General features: G+C 71.2%; 10 protein-coding genes. All 10 read right to left on the bottom strand.

Annotated elements, in window-relative coordinates; translation table 11 throughout:
• Window positions 1-54: 54 nt before the first annotated feature.
• The 10 genes from GC092_RS02110 to GC092_RS02065 all read right to left on the bottom strand — a co-directional run bounded on the left by GC092_RS02110 (window position 55) and on the right by GC092_RS02065 (window position 19,597).
• Window positions 55-666, bottom strand: coding sequence for a hypothetical protein (locus GC092_RS02110; protein WP_271172875.1), 612 nt, complete (start codon window positions 664-666; stop codon window positions 55-57).
• A 100-nt stretch (window positions 667-766) separates the two neighbouring features.
• Complete coding sequence (locus GC092_RS02105) at window positions 767-5,116, bottom strand: family 43 glycosylhydrolase (RefSeq protein WP_324013822.1); 4,350 nt, start codon at window positions 5,114-5,116, stop codon at window positions 767-769.
• Between the two features lie 250 nt (window positions 5,117-5,366).
• Window positions 5,367-8,852, bottom strand: coding sequence for a family 43 glycosylhydrolase (locus GC092_RS02100; RefSeq protein ID WP_324013820.1), 3,486 nt, complete (start codon window positions 8,850-8,852; stop codon window positions 5,367-5,369).
• Between the two features lie 262 nt (window positions 8,853-9,114).
• Window positions 9,115-12,006: an immunoglobulin-like domain-containing protein gene (locus tag GC092_RS02095; RefSeq protein WP_324013818.1), complete on the bottom strand. Its 2,892-nt coding sequence runs from the start codon at window positions 12,004-12,006 to the stop codon at window positions 9,115-9,117.
• Between the two features lie 142 nt (window positions 12,007-12,148).
• Entirely contained in the window at window positions 12,149-13,195 is a 1,047-nt protein-coding gene (locus GC092_RS02090) for an ABC transporter permease subunit (protein ID WP_271172879.1), read from the bottom strand.
• Entirely contained in the window at window positions 13,192-14,256 is a 1,065-nt protein-coding gene (locus GC092_RS02085) for an ABC transporter permease (RefSeq protein ID WP_271172880.1), read from the bottom strand. Before GC092_RS02085 ends, GC092_RS02090 begins: the two co-directional genes overlap by 4 nt.
• Window positions 14,253-15,812: a sugar ABC transporter ATP-binding protein gene (locus GC092_RS02080; protein ID WP_271172881.1), complete on the bottom strand. Its 1,560-nt coding sequence runs from the start codon at window positions 15,810-15,812 to the stop codon at window positions 14,253-14,255. Before GC092_RS02080 ends, GC092_RS02085 begins: the two co-directional genes overlap by 4 nt.
• 91 nt (window positions 15,813-15,903) lie before the next feature.
• Complete coding sequence (locus GC092_RS02075) at window positions 15,904-16,887, bottom strand: ABC transporter substrate-binding protein (protein WP_324013815.1); 984 nt, start codon at window positions 16,885-16,887, stop codon at window positions 15,904-15,906.
• A gap of 155 nt (window positions 16,888-17,042) precedes the next feature.
• On the bottom strand, window positions 17,043-18,581 hold the full coding sequence (locus tag GC092_RS02070) for a sugar ABC transporter ATP-binding protein (RefSeq protein ID WP_271172883.1): 1,539 nt from the start codon (window positions 18,579-18,581) through the stop codon (window positions 17,043-17,045).
• The gene (locus tag GC092_RS02065; RefSeq protein ID WP_324013814.1) at window positions 18,578-19,597 is read right to left on the bottom strand and encodes a LacI family DNA-binding transcriptional regulator; all 1,020 of its coding nucleotides are present in this window, start codon (window positions 19,595-19,597) and stop codon (window positions 18,578-18,580) included. Before GC092_RS02065 ends, GC092_RS02070 begins: the two co-directional genes overlap by 4 nt.
• Window positions 19,598-19,687 lie beyond the last annotated feature (90 nt).

Raw genomic sequence — 19,687 nt, 5'->3', positions numbered from 1 at the left:
GGGAACACGGTTCCCGCTCCTCGATCCGCGCGGATCTCCTGCGCTGTGTCCCGCTTATTCGAACAGCGACAGGGTCAGCGTCGACGTGTACGCGCCCGGCGCCGTCTCCGCCGGCACCTTCAGCACCAGCTCAGCCGTCGCCTCCCACGACCCCACCGCCTCCTCGCTCGTGAGCGCCATCGCCAGCAGCTCACGCCCCTGCAGACCGACGTTGTTCGGCCCCTCATCCAGAACCGTGTCCACATCCGACCCCACCGCGACAGCCCCCGACCCGTCATCGGCCACATGAGGACGCCACCCCAGATGATCCGGCGTGATCTCCGCCTGACCCGCATCCCCCACGAAGCTCGACGCCGTGCCCTCGACCCACCAGAACGCCCCGTCCGGGATCTCCTCCGCCGTCCGCGTATCCGTCACCGTCACCGTCGGCAGAGCACCCGTGAACTCGCGCACCAGCTCCGACGACCCCGACTCAGACAGAGACGTCGACGTCCCCGCCACGCTCATCGCCAGGACCCCCGCACCCGTGTCCTCGATCTGCACGTTCACATCCACCTCCCCCGAACCCACCTGCTCCTCCGCGAACGCCGCACCCGCGACCCCCGCCAGCAGCACGCCGCCCACAGCCGCGACACCCAGCCGCGCCTTCACACCCTGCTTCATCATCGAAACCACCTGCCTCTTCCTTCCCATCGGTTCACCGACGAGACGCGCCCTTCGCGCCCCGCCCCATCTCACGCCCGCCGCAGCGGCGGGCGCCGCCTGCTCATCCGCAGCTCGCGCCCGCGTACGCGACCGTCTTCTCGGTCGTCGCGCCCTGGCCATCCGTCGCCGTGACCGTCAGCGAACCTGCCGCGATCTCGACGGAACGCGTCGTCACCGCGACCGACGCGGCCCTGCCGGGCGCGATGCTCGCGATCGTCTTCTCCCCGTACGCGCTCGAGACCGTCGCCGACACCGGCCGCTCGCTCTCGTTGCGGACCGAGACCGTCAGCATGACCCTCCCCGCGACGCAGCGCGGCGAGACCGTCGCCGAGATCTCGGGGCCGACGGCGGGCACCTCGTGCGGGGCGACGCTCGTGAGGGTCGGCGTCACGGTCTGGAACAGCCCGTCCTCGCCGATCTCGAGCCGGTCGATCGTCGTCTCCCGGTGCGTGCCGTCCCCGCCGGGGATGGCGAACCGGTGATACGCGATGTACCAGTCGTCGGTGCCCGGCACGTTGACGATCGAGCTGTGCCCCGTGCCCCTGATCCCGAGTGCGGTGTCCTTCTGCAGGATCACGCCGCGATACGTCCAGGGGCCGTCGAGGCTCGTGGCCGTCGCATAGCCGACGCGGTAGTTCTCCGAGCCGGTGTCGTCGATCGAGTACGTCAGGTGGTAGAGCCCGTCGCGGTAGTTGAGGAACAGCCCCTCGCGGAAGTCCGTGAGCCCCGCGATGCGCCTCAGCGTGCCCTCCTTGAGCGAGGTCATGTCGTCGCCGAGCTCGGCGATGACCGGACCGTTCGACGGCCCGCCGTTGCCCCACGCGAGGTAGTACCGGCCGGACACCGGGTCGCGGAACGCGGCGGGATCGATCGCCTGACCCGAGGTCACGGCCTCGTTATTCAGGATCATCGCCTGCGGCTGCGCCGTGAAGGGCCCCGTGGGGCTGTCGGCGACCGCGACCCCGATCGTCTTGCGACCGAGGGCCGTGTTGTGCCCCGAGAAGTAGAACCAGTACCTGCCGTCGCGCTCGATGATCGTCGGCGCCCACGCGTTGCCGCTCGCCCACGGCACGTCGCCGTTCGCGCCGTCGAGGGTCAGGATGGGCTCCTCCGAGCGCGTCCACTCCACGAGGTCCTTCGAGCTCCAGACGTAGAACTCCTTGCCGCCCCACCCCGCGTAGCCGTCGCTGGTCGCGTAGATGTAGTACGTGTCGCCGAACACGGCGATGTTCGGATCGGCGTACAGACCCGGCAGCACGGGGCTGCTCATGACCTGCGCCGAGAACGTCCACGTCGTGGTCTGCCCGTCGGCGGTGATCTCGTACGTCACGGGTTCGGTCAGGTCGACGGTCGCCCCCGACGCCGGGGACGCCGTCGCACCCCCGGCGGTGACGAACGTCGGAGCGAGGGAGGACACGTCGGTTCCCGGCACGACCGGCAGGACGACGGTGTGCTCGGCCTGGTCGACGATCGGCGCGACCTTGAGCGCCGCGGGGTCGGCGAGCGACACCTCGCCGATCGCGCCCGGGGCTCCCGCCGTCTCGAGGACCTCGCGCGCCGTGAGGGCGCGGTCGTAGATCGCGAACTCGCGGAACCGACCCGTGAAGCGCGCGTCCTGCTCGTAGAGCGACCGGCCGAGGTAGTTCGCCCAGGTCTCGCCACCCGAGATGTCGCCGGGATCGATCGTGACCCCGTCCTTGGTCGCGACGAGCACTCCGTCGAGGTAGAGGCGTGCGGTCTCTCCCTCGAGCGTGTAGGTCAGGTGCGCCCAGCGTCCGCGCGGCAGGGCCGACCCCTGGCGCACGGTCTGCTCCTCCGTGTAGGTGCCGGTCGTGATGCTCGTCCGATACGCGCTGTCGCCCGTCGTGAAGAGGTACCCGCGACCGGCTCCCGCGGCGTCGGTCGTGCCGAGCCCCCAGATGAAGTAGCTGCCGGACTGCGCCGGGTCGACCCAGACGTCGGCGTCCACCGTGACGTCCTCGAGGCCTGCCAGGAGATCATCCGGCAGGTCGACGTAGTCGTCGACGCCGTCGAAGTGCAGCGCGCCATCCGTCCAGGTCGCCCCGTGGATGGCCGCATCGCGTCCGTTCCCCGACACGTCCGTGAGCGTCGCGCCCGCGCCATCCGAGAAGTCGTAGCGCACGACCTCCCCCTCGGCGTTCGAGGAGACGGGATCCTTGCCGGCGTACAGGCCGGCGAGCTCCGCCGCCGTGACCGGGATGACCGTGCCGTGGCGCGGGCTCGCCGGCAGGTCGTACTCGGGCGCGACCGACCATCCGCCCGCCGAGATGTCCTCGGTCACCAGCGGGATGTACCCGCGCCCGCCGTACTCGTCGACGAACAGGTAGTGCCTGCCGCCGCCGTTGACGTCGCCGGGGTTCGACTCGAAGATCGTCGGGCCCTCGACGGCGCTCGTGCCGGCGTCCCGCCCGATGCACGAGTCGATCATGGTCCACTCCTCGAGGGGAGCGCGCAGCGAGGTCGACGACTCCTGGATGATGTCGGAGCACCCGGTCGTGCCGGCGCCCTCGTCCTTCGTGAAGCGGTGGTAGACGCCGTCGGAGCGCGTCACGGTCGAGTCGATCCGCGACATCCCGTCCTGCCAGATCTGCGGCTCGGAGAAGGTGACGAAGTCGCGGGTCGTGGCGTACATCATCCGGTTGTAGGTGCTGCCCGTGTGACCGGGGTCATCCTCCGCGTAGAGCTTCGACGCCCAGAACACGACGTACGCGCCGAGCTCCTCGTCGTAGTACGCCTCGGGAGCCCACGTGTTGCCGGCCGTGTCGGGTGAGACGCGCACGTGCCGCTGCGCGGACCAGTTCACGAGATCGTGCGACTCCCACACCTCGAGGTACTTGCTGCCCTGGCGCTGCGACGTGTCCCACGAGGTGCCAGACCCGATCGAGAGGTCGGTCGCGATGAGGTAGAAGGTGTCGCCCTCGGGCGAGCGGATGATGAACGGGTCGCGCAGGCCCTGCTCTCCGTACTGCGACGAGAGGACGGGCAGCCCGCCGTTCAGCTCGTTCCAGGCGAGGGCGTTGTTGCCGTCGCTCGCGGCGAAGTGGATGTTCTCGCCCTCGACCGTGTTGCCCGTGAAGTACGCGAACGCGTAGCCCTCGTACTCCTCCTGGGGGCGCGCGGCGCGCACCGTGAGCGAGAACTCGCGCGTGAGGCCGCCCGCCGTCGCGGTCAGCACGACGTCCTGGTCGGTCGCGCCGCGGGTCACGACGCCCGGGGCGATCTCGCCGTCTGCGCTCGTGCTCACGATGCCCTCGGGTGAGGCCGTCCACGAGATCGGCGTGCCGTGCACCGGCCCCGTCTCGGGGAGCGTGATGTTGCCGCGGACGTCGTCGGCGTTCGGGATGGAGATCGCGTCGAGGTCCGCGCGGAGATCGGCCTCGCCCGCGGCGGGGACCGTCGCGGAGAACGCACGCGTGGCGGTCGCGTCGCCCTTCACGGCCGTGGCCGTGAGCGTGACGTCCACGGATCCGGATGCGGGCCGCGTGACCTCGCCGGACGGCGAGATGACCGACTCGTCGCTCGATGCCCACGTGATCGCGGATCCGTTCGGCGCGGCCGTCGGCAGTGCGAGGTCGGCGGTGACGTTCGAGAGGTCGCCGAGGGAGAGCGCGTCGACGTCGCGCTGCGCCTTCACCTGGTCGGATGGCTGGAGCGCCGCGACCTCGGATGCCGAGAGCGCGGTGTCGTAGATCCGGAAGTCGCGCAGGCTGCCCGCGAGATGGCGGTCGGAGGAGTAGTTCGAGCGGCCCAGGTAGTTCGCGGACGTGCGTCCTCCGCCGATCTGCCCGGGCTGGATGGTCACGCCCGTCTTGCGCGCGACCTCCGTGCCGTCGAGGTAGAGCACGGCCGTGTCGGTCGCGTCGTCGAGCGTGTAGGTGATCGTCTTCCAGACGCCGCGCGCGAGGTTCGCGCCGCTCGTCGCGGTCTGCTCGCCCGACCAGTTGCCGGTCGTGATCGACGTGCGGTACGCGTTGCCGGTCGAGAAGAGGTAGCCCGTGCCCGAGCTCGACGACGCGGGGTTGCCGAGGCCGTAGATGAAGTAGGGGGTGCCCTGCTCGGGTCGGACGAGCACCTCGGTGCTCACGGTGATCGACGTGAGGCCCGCGAGGATGTCGTCGGGCAGCTCGACGTGATCGTCCACGCCGTCGAGGCGGATGCCCTCGCCGCCCGTGAGGGTCGCGCCGCCGAGGATCGCCGCATCCCGGCCGTTGCCGGAGCTGTCGACGGCGACCGCGCCGGTCGTCTCGTCGAGGGCGTAGTGGGCGACGAGGTGCTCGTCGGCGGCCGCGGCGTGCACGGGGGCGATGCCCGCCGCGACGATGCCGAGGGTCGTCGCCGTCGCGAGGACGGCGCGGCGCGCGAGACCGCGCGCGCGGGTGGGGGCGACCATGCGCTCTCCTTCGAGGGGTCGTGGCAACGTCGGGTTGTTACCGGTATCAGATGTTAGCGTCACCACTCGCCCGGGACAAGGATTCGTGCCCGGCCTCCTTCATGTCTCACCCGCCGCGGGAAAGGGGGCGCCAAACCCGCCGCGCGTGAGACATGCAGACAGGTGGACGCCCGCCCTGGCCACCGTGTCTCACTCGCCGCGGGAAAGGCGGGGCCGATCCCGCGGCGAGTGAGACATGGATGGCGCGGGCTCAGCCGCAGGTGGTGGCCTCGTAGGCGATCTCGCGGACGGCGGAGGTGCCATCCGCACCCTCGGCGGCGACCTCGACGAAGCTGGCCGGGATCGCCGTCTGACGCGTCGTGAACGAGACGGACGCCCGCGCCCCCGGGGCGAGGTCCTTCTTCGTCTTCACCCCGTACGGCGAGGTCACCGTCGCGGTGAGCACGGTGTCGTCCTCGTTCGCCACGGTGACGGTCTGCACGACGCGGCCCGCGACGCAGCGCGCCCCCACCTCGGCCTCGAGCGCGAGCGCGGACTCCACCACGGTCACCTCGACGCTCACCGCACGGTTCGCAGGAGCGACCTCCTCATCGGCCTCCTGGTCGAACACGGGCATGCCGTCGGCCGCCCAGTGCACCCGGCGCACGAACGTGTCGCGCCCCGTGAGGCCGAGGTTGTCGGTCCGCGCGTGGAAGACGTAGAGCAGGTTGCCGTCCTCGTCGGTCGACCACATGCCGTGCCCCGTCCCCAGCTGCCATGCGCCGTTGAACGGCCCCGACTTCTGGATCGGGTAGTTCAGCTTCGTCCACGCCGCGGGGTCGGTGAGGTCGATCCCCTCCCCCGCCGTCGCCGTGGCAAGACCGGTGGTGTAGGTGTCGCCCACGGTCGAGCCCGAGTAGATGAGGAAGAGCGTGCCGTCGTGCGCGAGCACGTTCGGCCCCTCGGCGATGACGTTGTCCCATGCGTACTCCGGCACGACGATCCGCACCGGATCCGACGTGATCCGCGTCGGATCGGACGGGTCCATCGTCGCGATGAAGACGGAGCCGAGCATCTGCCACACGTAGTACGACTGCCCCGAGTCCTCGACGTACGTCATGTCGAGCGAGATGCCCTGGGCGGCGTTGAGCGCCGTCCCGTCCGCGCGCACGACGTGCTCGGCCTTCGTCCAGTTCGCCGGGACCGCCGGATCGAGGTCGTTCCCCTGCGCGTCCTTCTTCAGCTGGATGATCGAGGAGCGCCCCGTCCACATGTCGGGGCGCCCGTTCGCGCCGTCGTAGCAGGGCATGAAGAGGATCGACAGCGTGCCGTCGATGACGTGGAACTCAGGAGCCCAGAAGCACCCCGTCATCGCCTTGCCGTATGCGTCGAGGTCGCCGTCGCGCAGCAGATCGACCTCGGTGTTGCGCCCCGAGCGGATGGCCTCATCCGAGAGATCCTCGATCGTGTCGGCGATCCGGAACGGCATGTGCGGGCCGTTCGCGGGGTCGATCGGATTCATGTGGAGGTCTTCCGTGGCGATCATGAGGAACTTCGTCTGACCGTTCCACTCGTAGCGGAAGACGGATGGATCGGCGCGCTCGTCCGCGAAAGGCGTCGGATAGGCCTGCTGCGCGATCGTCCCGGTCACCTCGTACGTGCCGGGCGTCGAGGTGTCCACGGCGGCGAGCGAGGCAGGATCCCAGTCGATCGCGCGCGTCGCGGTCGATCCGTCGTCGTAGGCGAGCTCGGCGCGCGGCGGGAGCGCCGACGCTTCGAGAGGAGAGCCTGCGGCAGCCTCGACGCCGTCGAGGGGCGCGACCGTCATGTTCGCGATCCGCCCGAAGCGCACCTGCAGAGCGCGCGCGACATCATCCGTCACCGCGATCGCGTTGCCGCTCGCGTAGTCCTCGACGCCGGTCTCGGACTCGCCGGCCGTCGCCGACACGGCCCCGCGCTCGACCGGACCGCGCGTCGCGGCGTCGGCGAGGTCGGCGAAGGTCGTGTGCATCGCGGCGCCGCCGTCCGAGGTCCAGGAGACGACGTACCGCCGCGTCGCGGAGTCCCAGACCACGGCCGGATCGTTCACGCCGCTCGTCACGCCGAGGTCGACGAGGCCGACCTCCTCGTAGGACAGGAGGTCGGTGCTGCGCGCGAAGAGCATGCGCCCGCTCTGCGTGCCGTCGGATCCGCCGCCGCGCGCCGTCCGCGTCGCCACGATGCCGAACGAGCCGTCCTCGAGATAGAACAGGTGCGGGCTCCTCAGGCTCCGCAGGATGGCCTCGGTCGTGCCGTTCGGCCCGGGAGTCTGCGCGGTCTTGGCGAAGAAGACGCCGTAGTTCTCGTTGAGCGGCGCCCATCCGCCATCCTGTCCGAGTGCGAGGTGCATGCTCAGCGCGATGTCGGCGTTGTTGGCCTCGGCGGCCGTCGTCGGCAGACGGTCGTAGGCGAGCAGCGGCGTCGACGCATCGGCCGGGAGCACGCGCACCGCGTACGTGCGCGTGGCGCTCGCGCCCGTTGCCGCGTCGGTCGCGGTCACCGAGATCTCCCCGTCGACCGGCTCGTCGGCGTCGGTCGAGATCGCCTCGTCGACCGTGAGGCCCTCGCTGACCGCGGTCACCGCGATGTCGACGCCCTCGGGTGCGGCAGGAAGGGCCGTGCCGGACGCGACGACCGAGGGGATGACGAACCGCTGCGCGAGCCGCTCGATGCGCTGCGCGGGGGTCTCGTCGGAGGGCAGCACGGTCACCGCGATCGAGGTGCTCGCGCGCGCACCGCGGATCTCGACCGTGGCCGTGAGCGTGACCTCGACCGCCGACTCTCCCTGGAGCGGCGGGGTGACGGCGCCGTCGGGAGCGACGATCGCGGGATCGCTCGACGTCCACGTCACCTGGCCGCCCGCGGTCGGCAGGTCGATGTCGTCGCTCGTCTCGAGATCGGACAGGCCCAGGCCATCCAGGATTCCCTGCGCCTCGGCGCGCAGCTCGTCCGCGTGGACGAGCGCGTCAGAAGCCGACACGTCGGCCACCTCCGCCGCGGTGAGGGCGCGGTCGTACACGCGGAACGACGACAGCGCACCCTGGAAGAGCGGGTCGGGCCACGGCGCGCGGCCGATCGTGTTGAGCGACTGGTCGACGATGTCGGCCGGGGTCGCTCCGAGGGCGCCCTCTGCCACGAGCGCGCCGTCGAGATAGAGGCGCCCCGTGCCGTCGGCGTCGACGACCGAGGCGACGTTGACCCACCGGTCGGCCGTGACGCCGCATGAGCCCGACTGCACGAGCCTCTCGGCCCCGGCGGCCTTGAGGCCGACGAGCGGCGAGCGCCCCGAGCCGCAGTTGAGCGACGCGAAGAAGTACTCGGTCGCCGAGGACTCGTTGCCGATGTTCCAGAGGAAGTGGAAGCCGCCGAGCATCGCCTCCGACGCCTTCACCTCCGCGACGACCGTCGCGGAGGTCTCACCCTTCAGCAGGTCGTCGGGCAGCTCGACCCAGTTGCCCGGCCCGTCCTTCGCCCCTCCGCGCAGCGTGAGGGCGTCGCCGGTCCAGTCGGCGTCCTGCACGTTGCGCACGATCGCGGCTCCGAACGGCGAGCCGGGCGCCGTGTTCGACACCTCCGCCCCGGTCGTCTGCCCGAACGCGTACTGGGCGAGGAGCCCGTCAGACGGAGCGTCGGCGAACGCCGCTGTCGCCCCCGTCCCCAGGATCATCGCGCCGACGGCCATGGCCGTCGCCGCTCGTCGTCGGAAGGTCTGCATCATTGCACTCTCCATCGTTGTAAATCGCCGCGGCTGCGGCGGGCGGTGGTTGAAGTCGCCGGGCATCGGCCGGGTGGCCCGGATTCGGGGGTGGGGGGGCGGGGTGGCCAGTCCCGGGCGGCCAGTCCGGGATGTCGGACGGCCAGTCCGGGACGGCCAGTCCCCGATGTCTCACTCGCCGCGGGAAAGGGGGCGTCTTTCCCGCGGCGAGTGAGACATGCTGACCCGTGCGTCAGCCGCCGCGGCCGTGCGTCAGCGACCGGGGTCAGCCGCAGGTGACGGCGGCGTAGGGCGCGTCGATCTGGGCGCCGCCGGCCGCCGCGGTGACGACGCCGGCGGGGGTGGCCGCGGCGCGCGTCGGGAACGCGACCGAGCCGCTCGCGTCGGGCTGCAGCGCCGCGAGGGTCTTCGCTCCGAAGCTCGACGACAGGGCGACGTCGACCGCCTTGGCTCCGACGTTCGTCGCCTTCACGACGACGGTCGCCTTCCCGCCGACGCAGCGCGTCGACGCCGAGACCTCGAGCGGCGCCGTCACCGTGACGGTCGCTTCCACGGGCGCGCGGGACGCGTCCTGCGCGACGCCCCGCACGGTGAACGTGCCGGGCTGCGCGTATGCGGCCGGGTCGATCGCATCCCAGACGACCGCGACATCCTGCTCCGAGCCATCCGCCATCGTCAGGTGCGCACCGGGCAGCGCCGGCGTCGTGCCCGCGGGCGTCGTCACGGCGATCGCGTCGGCCTCGGCCACCGCGAGGTCGGGCGCGAACGCCTCGAGCACCGTCTCGTACTCCTCGCGGGTCACGGGCAGCACCGTGCCGTGCCGCGGCTTGCCGCCATCGGCGTTCTGCGGCAGGTTCTCCCGCAGCGTGGCGCCGACGGGCTGCCACGCATCGCCGTCGGCGATGTCGTCGGTCGCGAACGGGATGTAGTAGTTCGGCCCCGCGTGGTACGACGGCTGGTCGATGAACAGGTACCACTCGTACCCGTTCACGTCGCCGTCGTTCGCCGGGAAGACGCTCGGCCCCTCGCCCTGGGTGAAGGTGCCGCCGGGCTCGCCGTTCGGCAGCCCGGTCGCGACCTGGTCCTTCACGAGCGTCCACTCGTCGGCCGCGCCCTCGCCGTCCGGCAGGGTGCCCGAGACGGTCGCGAGCAGGTCCGTCGAGCGCTCCTGGCGGATCGTCATGGACGCCTCGTCCTTGAGGAACCGGTAGTACGTGCCGTCGACCCTGGCGATCGTCGCGTCGATCGTCCCGCGGCCGGTGCCGCGCTTCACGTCGACCCACGGCCGCGCCTCGGAGAACGTGACGAAGTCGTCGGTCGTCGCGTACATCATGCGGTTGTACGTCACAGCCGTCCGGTCGGCGGGATCCGTCGTGTCGTAGAGGTTCGAGGCCCAGTACACGACGTACGTGTCGAGCTCCTCGTCCCAGTACGCCTCGGGCGCCCAGGTGTTCCCCGCGAAGTCGCTCGACACCTTGACATGGCGCTGCTCCGACCAGTGCACGAGGTCGTTCGACTCCCAGACCTCCATGTGCAGCGAGCCCGTGCGCTGGGCCGCGTCGAAGCCGCCGGCCAGGCCCGCGACCTTGAGGTCGGTGGCGAGCATGTAGAAGCGGTCGCCCTCCGCCGAGCGGATGATGAACGGGTCGCGCAGGCCCTGCGTGCCCTGCGTCGACGTGAAGAGCGGCTGCCCGTCGTTGAGCGTGTTCCATCGGAGGGCGTCGTTGCCGCGCGAGGCGGCGAGGCTCACGCGCTCGGCGCCGTCGCCCTCGCCCGTGAAGAAGGCCCAGACGTACGCCTCCTCCTCTGCCGTGTCGGATGGCAGGGGCTGGATGGCCAGGGCGATCTCGCGGGTTCGCGTCGCGTCGCCGACGCGGGCTGTCGCCGTCAGGATGACGTCGACCGCCTCCTCGCCGGCCGCGGGCCGCTCCACGACGAGGGTCTGCGTGCCCTCGGCCGCGCCGTCGCGCAGCGAGACCGGAGCACCCTCGGGCACCGTCCAGCTGATCGCCGATCCGTGCGCGCCGGTCGTGGGCACGGAGACGTTCGTCCGCACGTCTGCGGCGCTCGCGATCTCGATCGCCGCGAGGTCGCCATCCGCCTTCTCCGCGTCGGTGAGGTCCTCCGGGACCGTCACGGCGAACGTCGCCGTGCGCGTCTGCTCTCCCGCGGTGAACACCGCGGTCAGGGTCACGGCCGCGTCGCCCGAGCCCGGTGCGGGGCGCACCACGGTCGCCGATCCGCCCGAGATCGCGATCGCGGGGTCATCCGAGCTCCACGCGATCGACGTGCCGTACGCGGTCGTCGGCAGCGCGAAGTCGGCCTCCGCGGTCGCGGGCACATCGACCGACGCCACCGCGCGATCGAGGGCGCCGTCGCTGTAGAGCGCGGCGGCCTCGGTCGGGTCGAGCGCCTCGCCGTACACCGCGAGATCGTCGATGTCTCCCGCGAAGAACGGGTCGCGGTAGGTCGAGCGGCCGAGGTAGGCGACGAGGCTGCTGCCGAAGCTCGCGACGTCGCGCGCGATGGCGTGCTCGGCGGCCTTCTCGCCGTTGACGTACAGGGTGAGCCGCCCGTTCGTCCCGTCGATCACGGTCGTGTAGAGCGCCATCCCGGCGGGCGTGCGCACCCCCGCGGTCGGCGTGCCGGTGGCGCCGGCGCCGACCTCGGTGCCCCACGGCGCCGACGCGCTGACCGTGTTCGTGACGACGGACTTCACGTAGCCGCTCGGATTCGACGGGTTGAGGAGCCAGTATCCGCTCGAGTACGACGCGCCGCTCGCGACGGGCGCGCCGATGAACGCTGCGGCGAGGTTCCCCGGCCCCGAGCGGTGCGATGCCCACATCGACACGGTGAGGTCCTTGCGGCCGACGAGGTCATCTGTCGGCAGCTCGACGTAGGCCGCTGAGCTCGTGGCCGATCCGCCCGGGAGCGACAGCACACCGTCGGCGAAGGCCGCGCCGGACTGCCGCAGGACGCCGTGATTGCCGTTGCCGCTGAGGTCGTCGATCGTGACGCCGTCCGCGGGCGCCGCGTCGAACGCGTAGTGCAGAAGGGGCGCGGCGTCCTCGGCAGCGGCCGGAGCCGTCGCCGCCGCGAGCCCGACGGTCAGGGCCGCCGCGATGCCGATCGCGGCGGGGCGGAGCGTTCTTCTCAAGGTCGTGCCTCTCGTCGTCGAGAACGGCGTCGTCAGCGGCGCCGGGGGGTCGCGCGCGGGGCGCAGGGGTCGCCCGTCGCGGGCGGAGGGCGGCCGGCGCCTCACGCTCGATCGGTCGATGAGGCGCCGGCGCGTCGGTGCGCTACTCGCGACGCCGTGCGAGCACGGCGCGCTGCAGCAGGACGAACACGAGGAGGATGCCTCCCGTGATGATGGTCGTGGCCTCCGGCGGGATGCCGCCGTCGCGCGTGATGAGCACGTTCATGAGACCGAGCACGAGGGCGCCGACGACCGAGCCGAGCACGAAGCCCGCGCCGCCCGTGAGCAGCGTGCCGCCGATGACCGCCGCCGCGATCGCGTCGAGCTCCCACCCGATGCCGGTGATGTTCTGGGCGCTGCCGAGACGAGCGGTGTAGACGACGGCGGCGAGCCCCGACAGGGTGCCGCTGATGACGTAGACCCACATCTTGGTCGCGGCCACGGGCAGGCCCATGAGCGCCGCGGACTGCTCCGAGCCGCCGATCGCGTACACCGTGCGCCCGGTGCGGGTGCGGTGCAGCACGAAGAACGCGATCGCGACGACGACCACGGCGATGAGCACGCCGGGCGTGATCACGATGTCGTTGACCTTGGGCCCGTCGACGACCTTGATCTGCGTGCCCAGCGTGCGCAGCGCGGAGTCGTCGGCGAGGCGCTCGGGCACCGTGCTGAGCATCGACGCGAGACCGCGGCCGAGGAACATCATCGCGAGGGTCGCGATGAACGGCTGCACGTGGAAGTACTGGATGAGCACGCCCGAGATCGCGCCGAACACGGTGCCGATGAGGATCATGAGCACGGTCGCGACCCAGGGGTCCCAGCCCGCGTTGATGAGCAGCACCCCCGCGACGCTGCTGAACGCGATCACGGCGCCGACCGAGAGGTCGATCCCGCCCGTGAGGATCACGAACGTGAGGCCCACGGCGAGGATGATGAGGTGCGCGTTGTTGATGAGCAGGTTCGACAGCGTGTTGAACTGCACGATCTGGCCGTACGCGGCCTCGCCGTAGATGATCATCCCGACGAAGATCACGACGGCCGCGGCGGTCGGGAGCGTGTCGAGGTGGAGGGACAGCCGCTGGAGGATCGGGCTCAGGCGGCCGGGCTCCTGCGCGGGTGCGGGAGCCGGGGGCGTGGTGAGAGCGCTCATGCCGCGACGACCTCTCGCTGGGCCGGGCGGGCTGTGCGCGCCCGGCGCTGACGGAACACGCGCCGCACCCGCTCCGACTGGAGGAGGCAGAGCGCGACGATGACGATGGCCTTGAAGGCCGGGGTCGCCGACGACGAGATGCCGAGGAAGACGACCGTCTTGTCGAGCGTCGCGATGAGGATGGCCCCCACGACGGCGCCCGTGACGTTGAACTTGCCGCCCGCGAGCGACGTGCCGCCGATGACCACCGCGAGGATCGCGTCGAGCTCGAGCTGGTAGCCCGTGCGCGACACGTCGACGGTCATCACGCTCGCCGTCGCGAAGACGCCCGCGATGCCCGCGAGCACCCCGCCGACGATGTACACCGTGAACAGCAGCGCGCGGCGGTTGACGCCGGCCAGGCGCGCGGCCTTGGCGTCCATGCCGATCGCCTCGAGCATGAGGCCCAGGGCGCTTCGGCGGACGAGCAGGCCGACGGCGATCACGATGAGCAGCGCGAGCAGGAACACGACGGGCAGGCCGAGCACATACCCGTTCGCGATCCACCGGAACGCCTCGTTCGAGGCGGTCGTGTTCTGGCCTCCCGTGATGACCTTCGCGAGACCGCGCCCCGCGAGCATGATGACGAGCGTGCTGATGAAGGGCTGCAGGCCCACGACCGACACGAGCACGCCGTTCACGGCGCCGAGCGCCGCGCTCACGACGACCACGAGACCGAGCGCGGCGAACGCGGAGCCGAGCGTGTCGGGTGCCGCGCTGAGGAACTCCATCGACACGGCGCCGGCGACGACCATCACGGATCCCACCGAGAGGTCGATGCCGCCTGTCGCGACGACGAGGCACATGCCGACCGCGATCATCATGATCGGCGCGGCGGCCCGCAGGATGTCGATGACGTTGCCCACGAGGTGGCCCGACGAGCCGACCGTGACGGCGAGATAGCCGGGGTCCTTCGCCAGGTTGACGGCGAGCAGGAGCACGATGGCGACGACGCCCCACACGTACTGGCTCTTGAGCAGTCCCCTCAGGACCTCTCGGGAGCGGGATGCGCTCTCGCTCATGATGCGACCTCCTCGCGGATGGCGCCATCCGCGTCTGCACCGTCGAGGCCGTCCTCGGCGATGATCGTGACGATGGAATCGGCGGAGACGCCGGGGCCGCCGTCGATCTCGGCGATCTTGCGGTGGTCCTTGAGGACGACGATGCGGTCGCTCTGCCGGACGACCTCCTCGAGCTCCGACGAGATGAAGACGACCGACAGCCCCTCGTCGGCGAGAGCGGCGACGTACTCCTGGATCTCGGCCTTGGCGCCGACGTCGATGCCGCGCGTCGGCTCGTCGAGGATGAGGATCTCGGGCTCGGTCGCGAGCCACCGGCCCAGCAGGACCTTCTGCTGGTTGCCGCCCGAGAGCAGGCGGATCGGCCGCTCGGGATCGGTCGGGCGGACGCCGAGGGCCGAGATGTACTTCCTCACGAGCTCATCCTGCTCGCGGCGCGGCAGCGGGCGCGCCCAGCCGCGCTTGGCCTGGACGGCGAGGATGAGGTTCTCCCGGACGCTGAGGTCGCGGATGATGCCCTCGTCGCGGCGGTTCTCGCTCGAGAACGCGATGCGCTCGGCGAGCGCCTTCGCCGGCGTCGAGATGTCGGCCTTCTTCCCCCGGAGCGCGACCTCGCCCGTGTCGGGGCGGTCGGCGCCGAAGACGAGGCGCGCGAGCTCCGTGCGCCCCGATCCGAGGAGGCCGGCGAACCCGACGACCTCTCCGCGGTGCAGGTCGAGGTCGACCTCCTCGATCGCGCCCTTGCGGCTGATCCCCTTGGCCGAGTACAGCGCGTCGCCGCGCACACGCCGTGCCGGCTTGGCGTCGAGCGACGCCAGCGTCTGGGCGTCCTTGCCGATCATGGTGGAGATGAGGGTCGCGCGGTCGATCTCGCGCGTGCGGAACTCGCCCTCGAACCGGCCGTTGCGCAGCACCGTGAGGCGGTCGCTGATCGCGTAGACCTGGTCGAGGAAGTGCGAGACGAAGAGGATGGCGACGCCCTGGTCGCGCAGGCGGCGGATGACCGCGAAGAGCTGCTCGACCTCGTTCGCGTCGAGGCTCGAGGTCGGCTCGTCGAGGATGAGCACCTTGCACTGCGCGACCATCGACCGGCTGATCGCGACGAGCTGCTGGATGGCCAGGGGCAGGGTCGCGAGCGACTGCTTGGGGTCGAGGTGGCCGAGCCCGAGCTTCTCGAGCGTCTCCCCGGCACGGCGGTGCGTCGCGCGCCAGTTGATCCCGAGCGGGCCCTTCACCTCGTGGCCGAGCATGACGTTCTCGCCGATCGTGAGGTTCGCGCAGAGGTTGACCTCCTGGTACACGGTCGAGATGCCCGCGCTCTGCGCGTCGGCCGTGCCGGTGAGCCGCCGCGGCTCGCCCGCGATGCGGATCTCGCCCTCGTCGATCCGGTAGACGCCCGTGAGCGCCTTGATGAGGGTCGACTTCCCGGCCCCGTTCTCGCCCATGAGCGTGTGCACCTCGCCGGGGAAGAGCCGGAAGCTCACCTCGTCGAGGGCCTTCACGCCGGGGAACGATATCGAGATGCCCTCCATCTCGACGATCGGACGCGATTGCGTCATCGCATGCTCCACATCTGTCGCCGCGAGCGTGCCGCGGGTGGTCTGAGCGTGCGGGGCCCGCGAGGGCCCCGCACGTCGGGCGCGTGCCCGATCAGTACTTGCGGTCGGGCAGCGCGGTCTCGGCGGCCTCGGGCGAGTCGAAGGTCTCGCTCGGGACGACGATGCTCGGCTCGACGTCCTCGCCCGCGAGCACCTTCTCGACGACGTCGAGGGCGGTCTCGCCGAACAGCGGGTTGTACTCGGCGACGAAGCTGAGGTCGCCGGCCGCGAGGGCCTCGAGGGCGCCCTGCGTGCCGTCGATCGTGGCGATCTTGACGTCCTCACCCGGCGTGAGCCCCGCTTCCTCGACGGCCTGGACGGCGCCGAGGCCCATCTCGTCGTTCTGCGCGAAGATGAACTGCACGTCGTTTCCGTTGGACTTCAGGACGGTCTCGACGACGCCCTTGGCCTCCTCGGTCGACCAGTTCGCCGTCTGCGCGCCGATCTTCGTGAAGCTCGACTCGGCGCCGACGACGGCGTCGAAGCCCTCGTTGCGCTCGTTCACGACCGAGACGCCCGCCGGGCCCTCGAGCACGAAGTAGTTCGCGCCGTCGGGGAAGGCCGACACCGCCCACTCCGCGACCGCCGTGGAGACCTCGATGTTGTCGGGCGCGATGCGCGTGACGTAGAGGCTCGTGTCGTCGGGCTCGATGCCGCGGTCGAGCAGCACGACGGGGATCTCCGCCTCCTGGGCTCGCTTGAGCGAGTCCTCCCAGCCGGTGGCCTCGGTGGCCGACAGCAGGATCACGTCGACGCCTTCGTCGACGAACGACGTGAACGCGTCGATCTGCGACTTCTGGTCGAGGTTCGTGGCGGGCGCGTACTTCAGCTCGTAGCCCGCTTCCTCCGTGAACGTGTCCTGGATGTTCTGCTCGTTCGCCTCGCGCCAGGCGCCCTCGGGCCCGACCGCGACGAAGCCGATCGTCGTGACGTCGTCGTCGCCGGCCGCCCCGCCCGAGCAGGCAGCGAGACCGAGCGACAGGGCGCCGACGGTCGCGAGACCGAGCACCTGGAAGACGCGCTTGTGTGCAGACATGGTTCTCCTCCTCGAGACACCGGGCGCAGGGCCGCCCGGCGATCCGGATCCGTCGTGGATCCGCTGCCGATTGCAGTGACGCGTGGTGCGTCGTGCTCGAGATGTTACCGGGAACAATTTGTTCCGTGCAAGGGCGAGATCGGATCGTGATGGGATCAGTCCCCGAGGTCCCCGTCGAGGTCGGCGGCGATCATCTCGACGATCGTGTCGACCGTCACGCCGGGGCCGTTGCTGAGCTCGCCGATCTTCTCGCGGTCCTTGAGCACGACGATGCGATCGCTCAGGCGCACGACCTCCTCGAGCTGCGACGAGATGAAGACGACCGCGACGCCCTCCCCCGCGAGCTGAGCGACCTTGCGCTGGATGTCGAGCTTCGCGCCGATGTCGATGCCGCGCGTGGGCTCATCGAGGATGAGCACGTGCGGGCGCGTCGCGAGGAGGCGCGCGAGCATGATCTTCTGCTGCGTGCCGCCCGAGAGCTCCTCGACGGGGCGGTCGATGTCGGACGGCGACAGGCGCAGGGCCTCGAGGTACGTCTCGATGAGCGCGTCCTGCTCGCCGCGCGACAGCGGCCGCGACCATCCGCGCAGCGCCTGCAGAGCGAGCACGATGTTCTCGCGCGCCGTGAGCCCGCCGATGATCCCCTCGTCGCGGAGGTTCTCCGTGGAGAGGGCGATGCGGTGGTGGAGCGCGGCGCCCGGGCTGCTGAGCTGCACCCGCCGTCCGTCGACCCAGAGCTCTCCGCTGTCGGCGCGCTCGGCGCCCGCCATGAGGCGCGCGAGCTCGGTCCGCCCCGAGCCGCGCAGCCCGGCGAAGCCGACCACCTCGCCACGGGAGAGCTCGAGATCGGTCGGCTCGAGCGTGCCGCGTCGGCCGAGCGCTGAGGCCGACAGGGTCGGCTCCCCGGAGGCCGCGTAGTGGTGCGACAGGCGCTCCGAGCGCAGCGCCTTGAGCGCCTCGATGTCCTCGCCGATCATCTTCGAGATGAGGTCGGCCCGGTCGAGATCGTCGGCGGCGTACTCCCCCACCACGCGCCCGCCGCGCAGCACGGTCATCCGGTCGGCGATCGCGAAGACGTGCTCGAGGAAGTGCGAGACGAAGAGGATGGCGACGCCGCGGTCGCGCAGACCCCGCACGACCCGGAGGAGCGTGCGGACCTCGGCCGCGTCGAGGCTCGCGGTCGGCTCGTCGAGGATGAGGACGCGCGGCTCGAGCACGAGGGCTCGCGCGACGGCGACGAGCTGCTTGACCGCGGGCGACAGTGCCGTGAGCGGCGCGCGGGGGTCGACGTCGTCGAGGCCGAGCCGCGCGAGCACCTCCCGGGTGCGGGCGCGGTTGGCCTTCCAGTCGATGCCGAGGCGGCCTCGGATCTCGTTGCCGAGCATGACGTTCTCGGCGACCGTGAGGTGCGGACTGAGACGCGTCTCCTGGAACACGGTCGCGATGCCCTGTGCCCGGCTGCGCGCGACGCCCACGGGAACGCTCTCGTCTCCGTCGATGCGCACCTCGCCCGAGCGGATGGGCACGGTTCCGGTGAGCGCGCCGATGAGCGTGGACTTGCCGGCGCCGTTCTCGCCCATGAGCGCGTGCACCTCTCCCGGGCGCAGCGTGAGGTCCACGTCGTCGAGGACGCGGACCCCCGCGAACTCGACGCAGATCCCCGTCATCTCCACGACGGGCTGACGCGCGGTCATCGCCCCTCCCGCGGCGCGGCCGTGGAGGAGCGCACGAGGAGCTCGGCGGGGATGCGCGTCACGCGAGGGATCTCGCGCTTCTCGATCGCCGCGCGCAGCATGTCGACCGCGGAGACGCCGAGCGCGTGGAAGTTCTGCCGGATGGTCGTGAGCGGCGGCAGCACGTGCGCCGAGAGCGGCACGTCGTCGAAGCCGACGACGCTGAGGTCGTCTGGCACGGAGAATCCGCGGTCGGCGAGCCCGTGGATGAGCCCGACCGCCATGTCGTCGTTGCCCGCGAAGATCGCGGTGTAGTCGGGCAGCTCGCGGATGCCCCTGGCGAAGTCGTAGGCGAAGTCGGCTGTCCAGTCGCCGACGACGATCGGGCGCTCCCGGATGCCCCACGCCTTGGCGCGTGCATGGAACGCGCGCTCGCGTGCGCGGGCGTCGAGCCAGTCGAGCGGCCCGGCGAGGTGCAGGATGTCGCGGTGCCCGAGAGAGACGAGATGGTCGACCGCGAGGGTCGTGCCCTCCTGCTGGTCGACCGAGACGGTGAGGAATGTCGGGTCCTTGTCGGGCTTGACGACGAGCACCGGGACGCCGATCGAGATCTTGCGGAGGGCGGCGATCGACGACGAGCGCGGGGCGACGACGCACAGGGCGTCGATCCCCTGGGTCGTGAGGTTGTCGACGGCCTCCTGCGGCGTGATCTCGTCGCCGCCGCGTAGCGCGATCGCGCTCACGGAGTATCCGGCCAGCCGCGCGGCCGACTCGACGGCGCGGAGCGTGCTCGTCGGGCCGAACTCGACCGCGCTCTCCACGAGCACGCCGATCCGCTGGCTGCGCTGCGTCGCGAGGGCGCGCGCCGCCATGTTGGGGCGGTAGTCGAGCTCCTCGATGACCTCGAGCACGCGGCGGCGCGTGGCCTCCTTGATGTACGGGTAGTCGTTGAGGACGCGCGAGACCGTCATGTGCGAGACGCCGGCGAGCTGGGCGACCTGCCGGATGTTCGGCTTGTCCGCGCTCGTGTTCGCCACCGGAGTCCTCCATCGGTCTCGCCGTCGCCGGGAGCGGGACGGGGCCGCGCGCGGCGGCGCGCGGCCCCCTCAGCCTAGCGATCGCGGCGG

It is taken from the genome of Microbacterium sp. JZ37 (assembly GCF_035188445.1).
GTDB classification, from domain to species: Bacteria; Actinomycetota; Actinomycetes; order Actinomycetales; family Microbacteriaceae; genus Microbacterium; species Microbacterium barkeri.
This window is presented reverse-complemented; position numbering and strand designations above follow the sequence as displayed.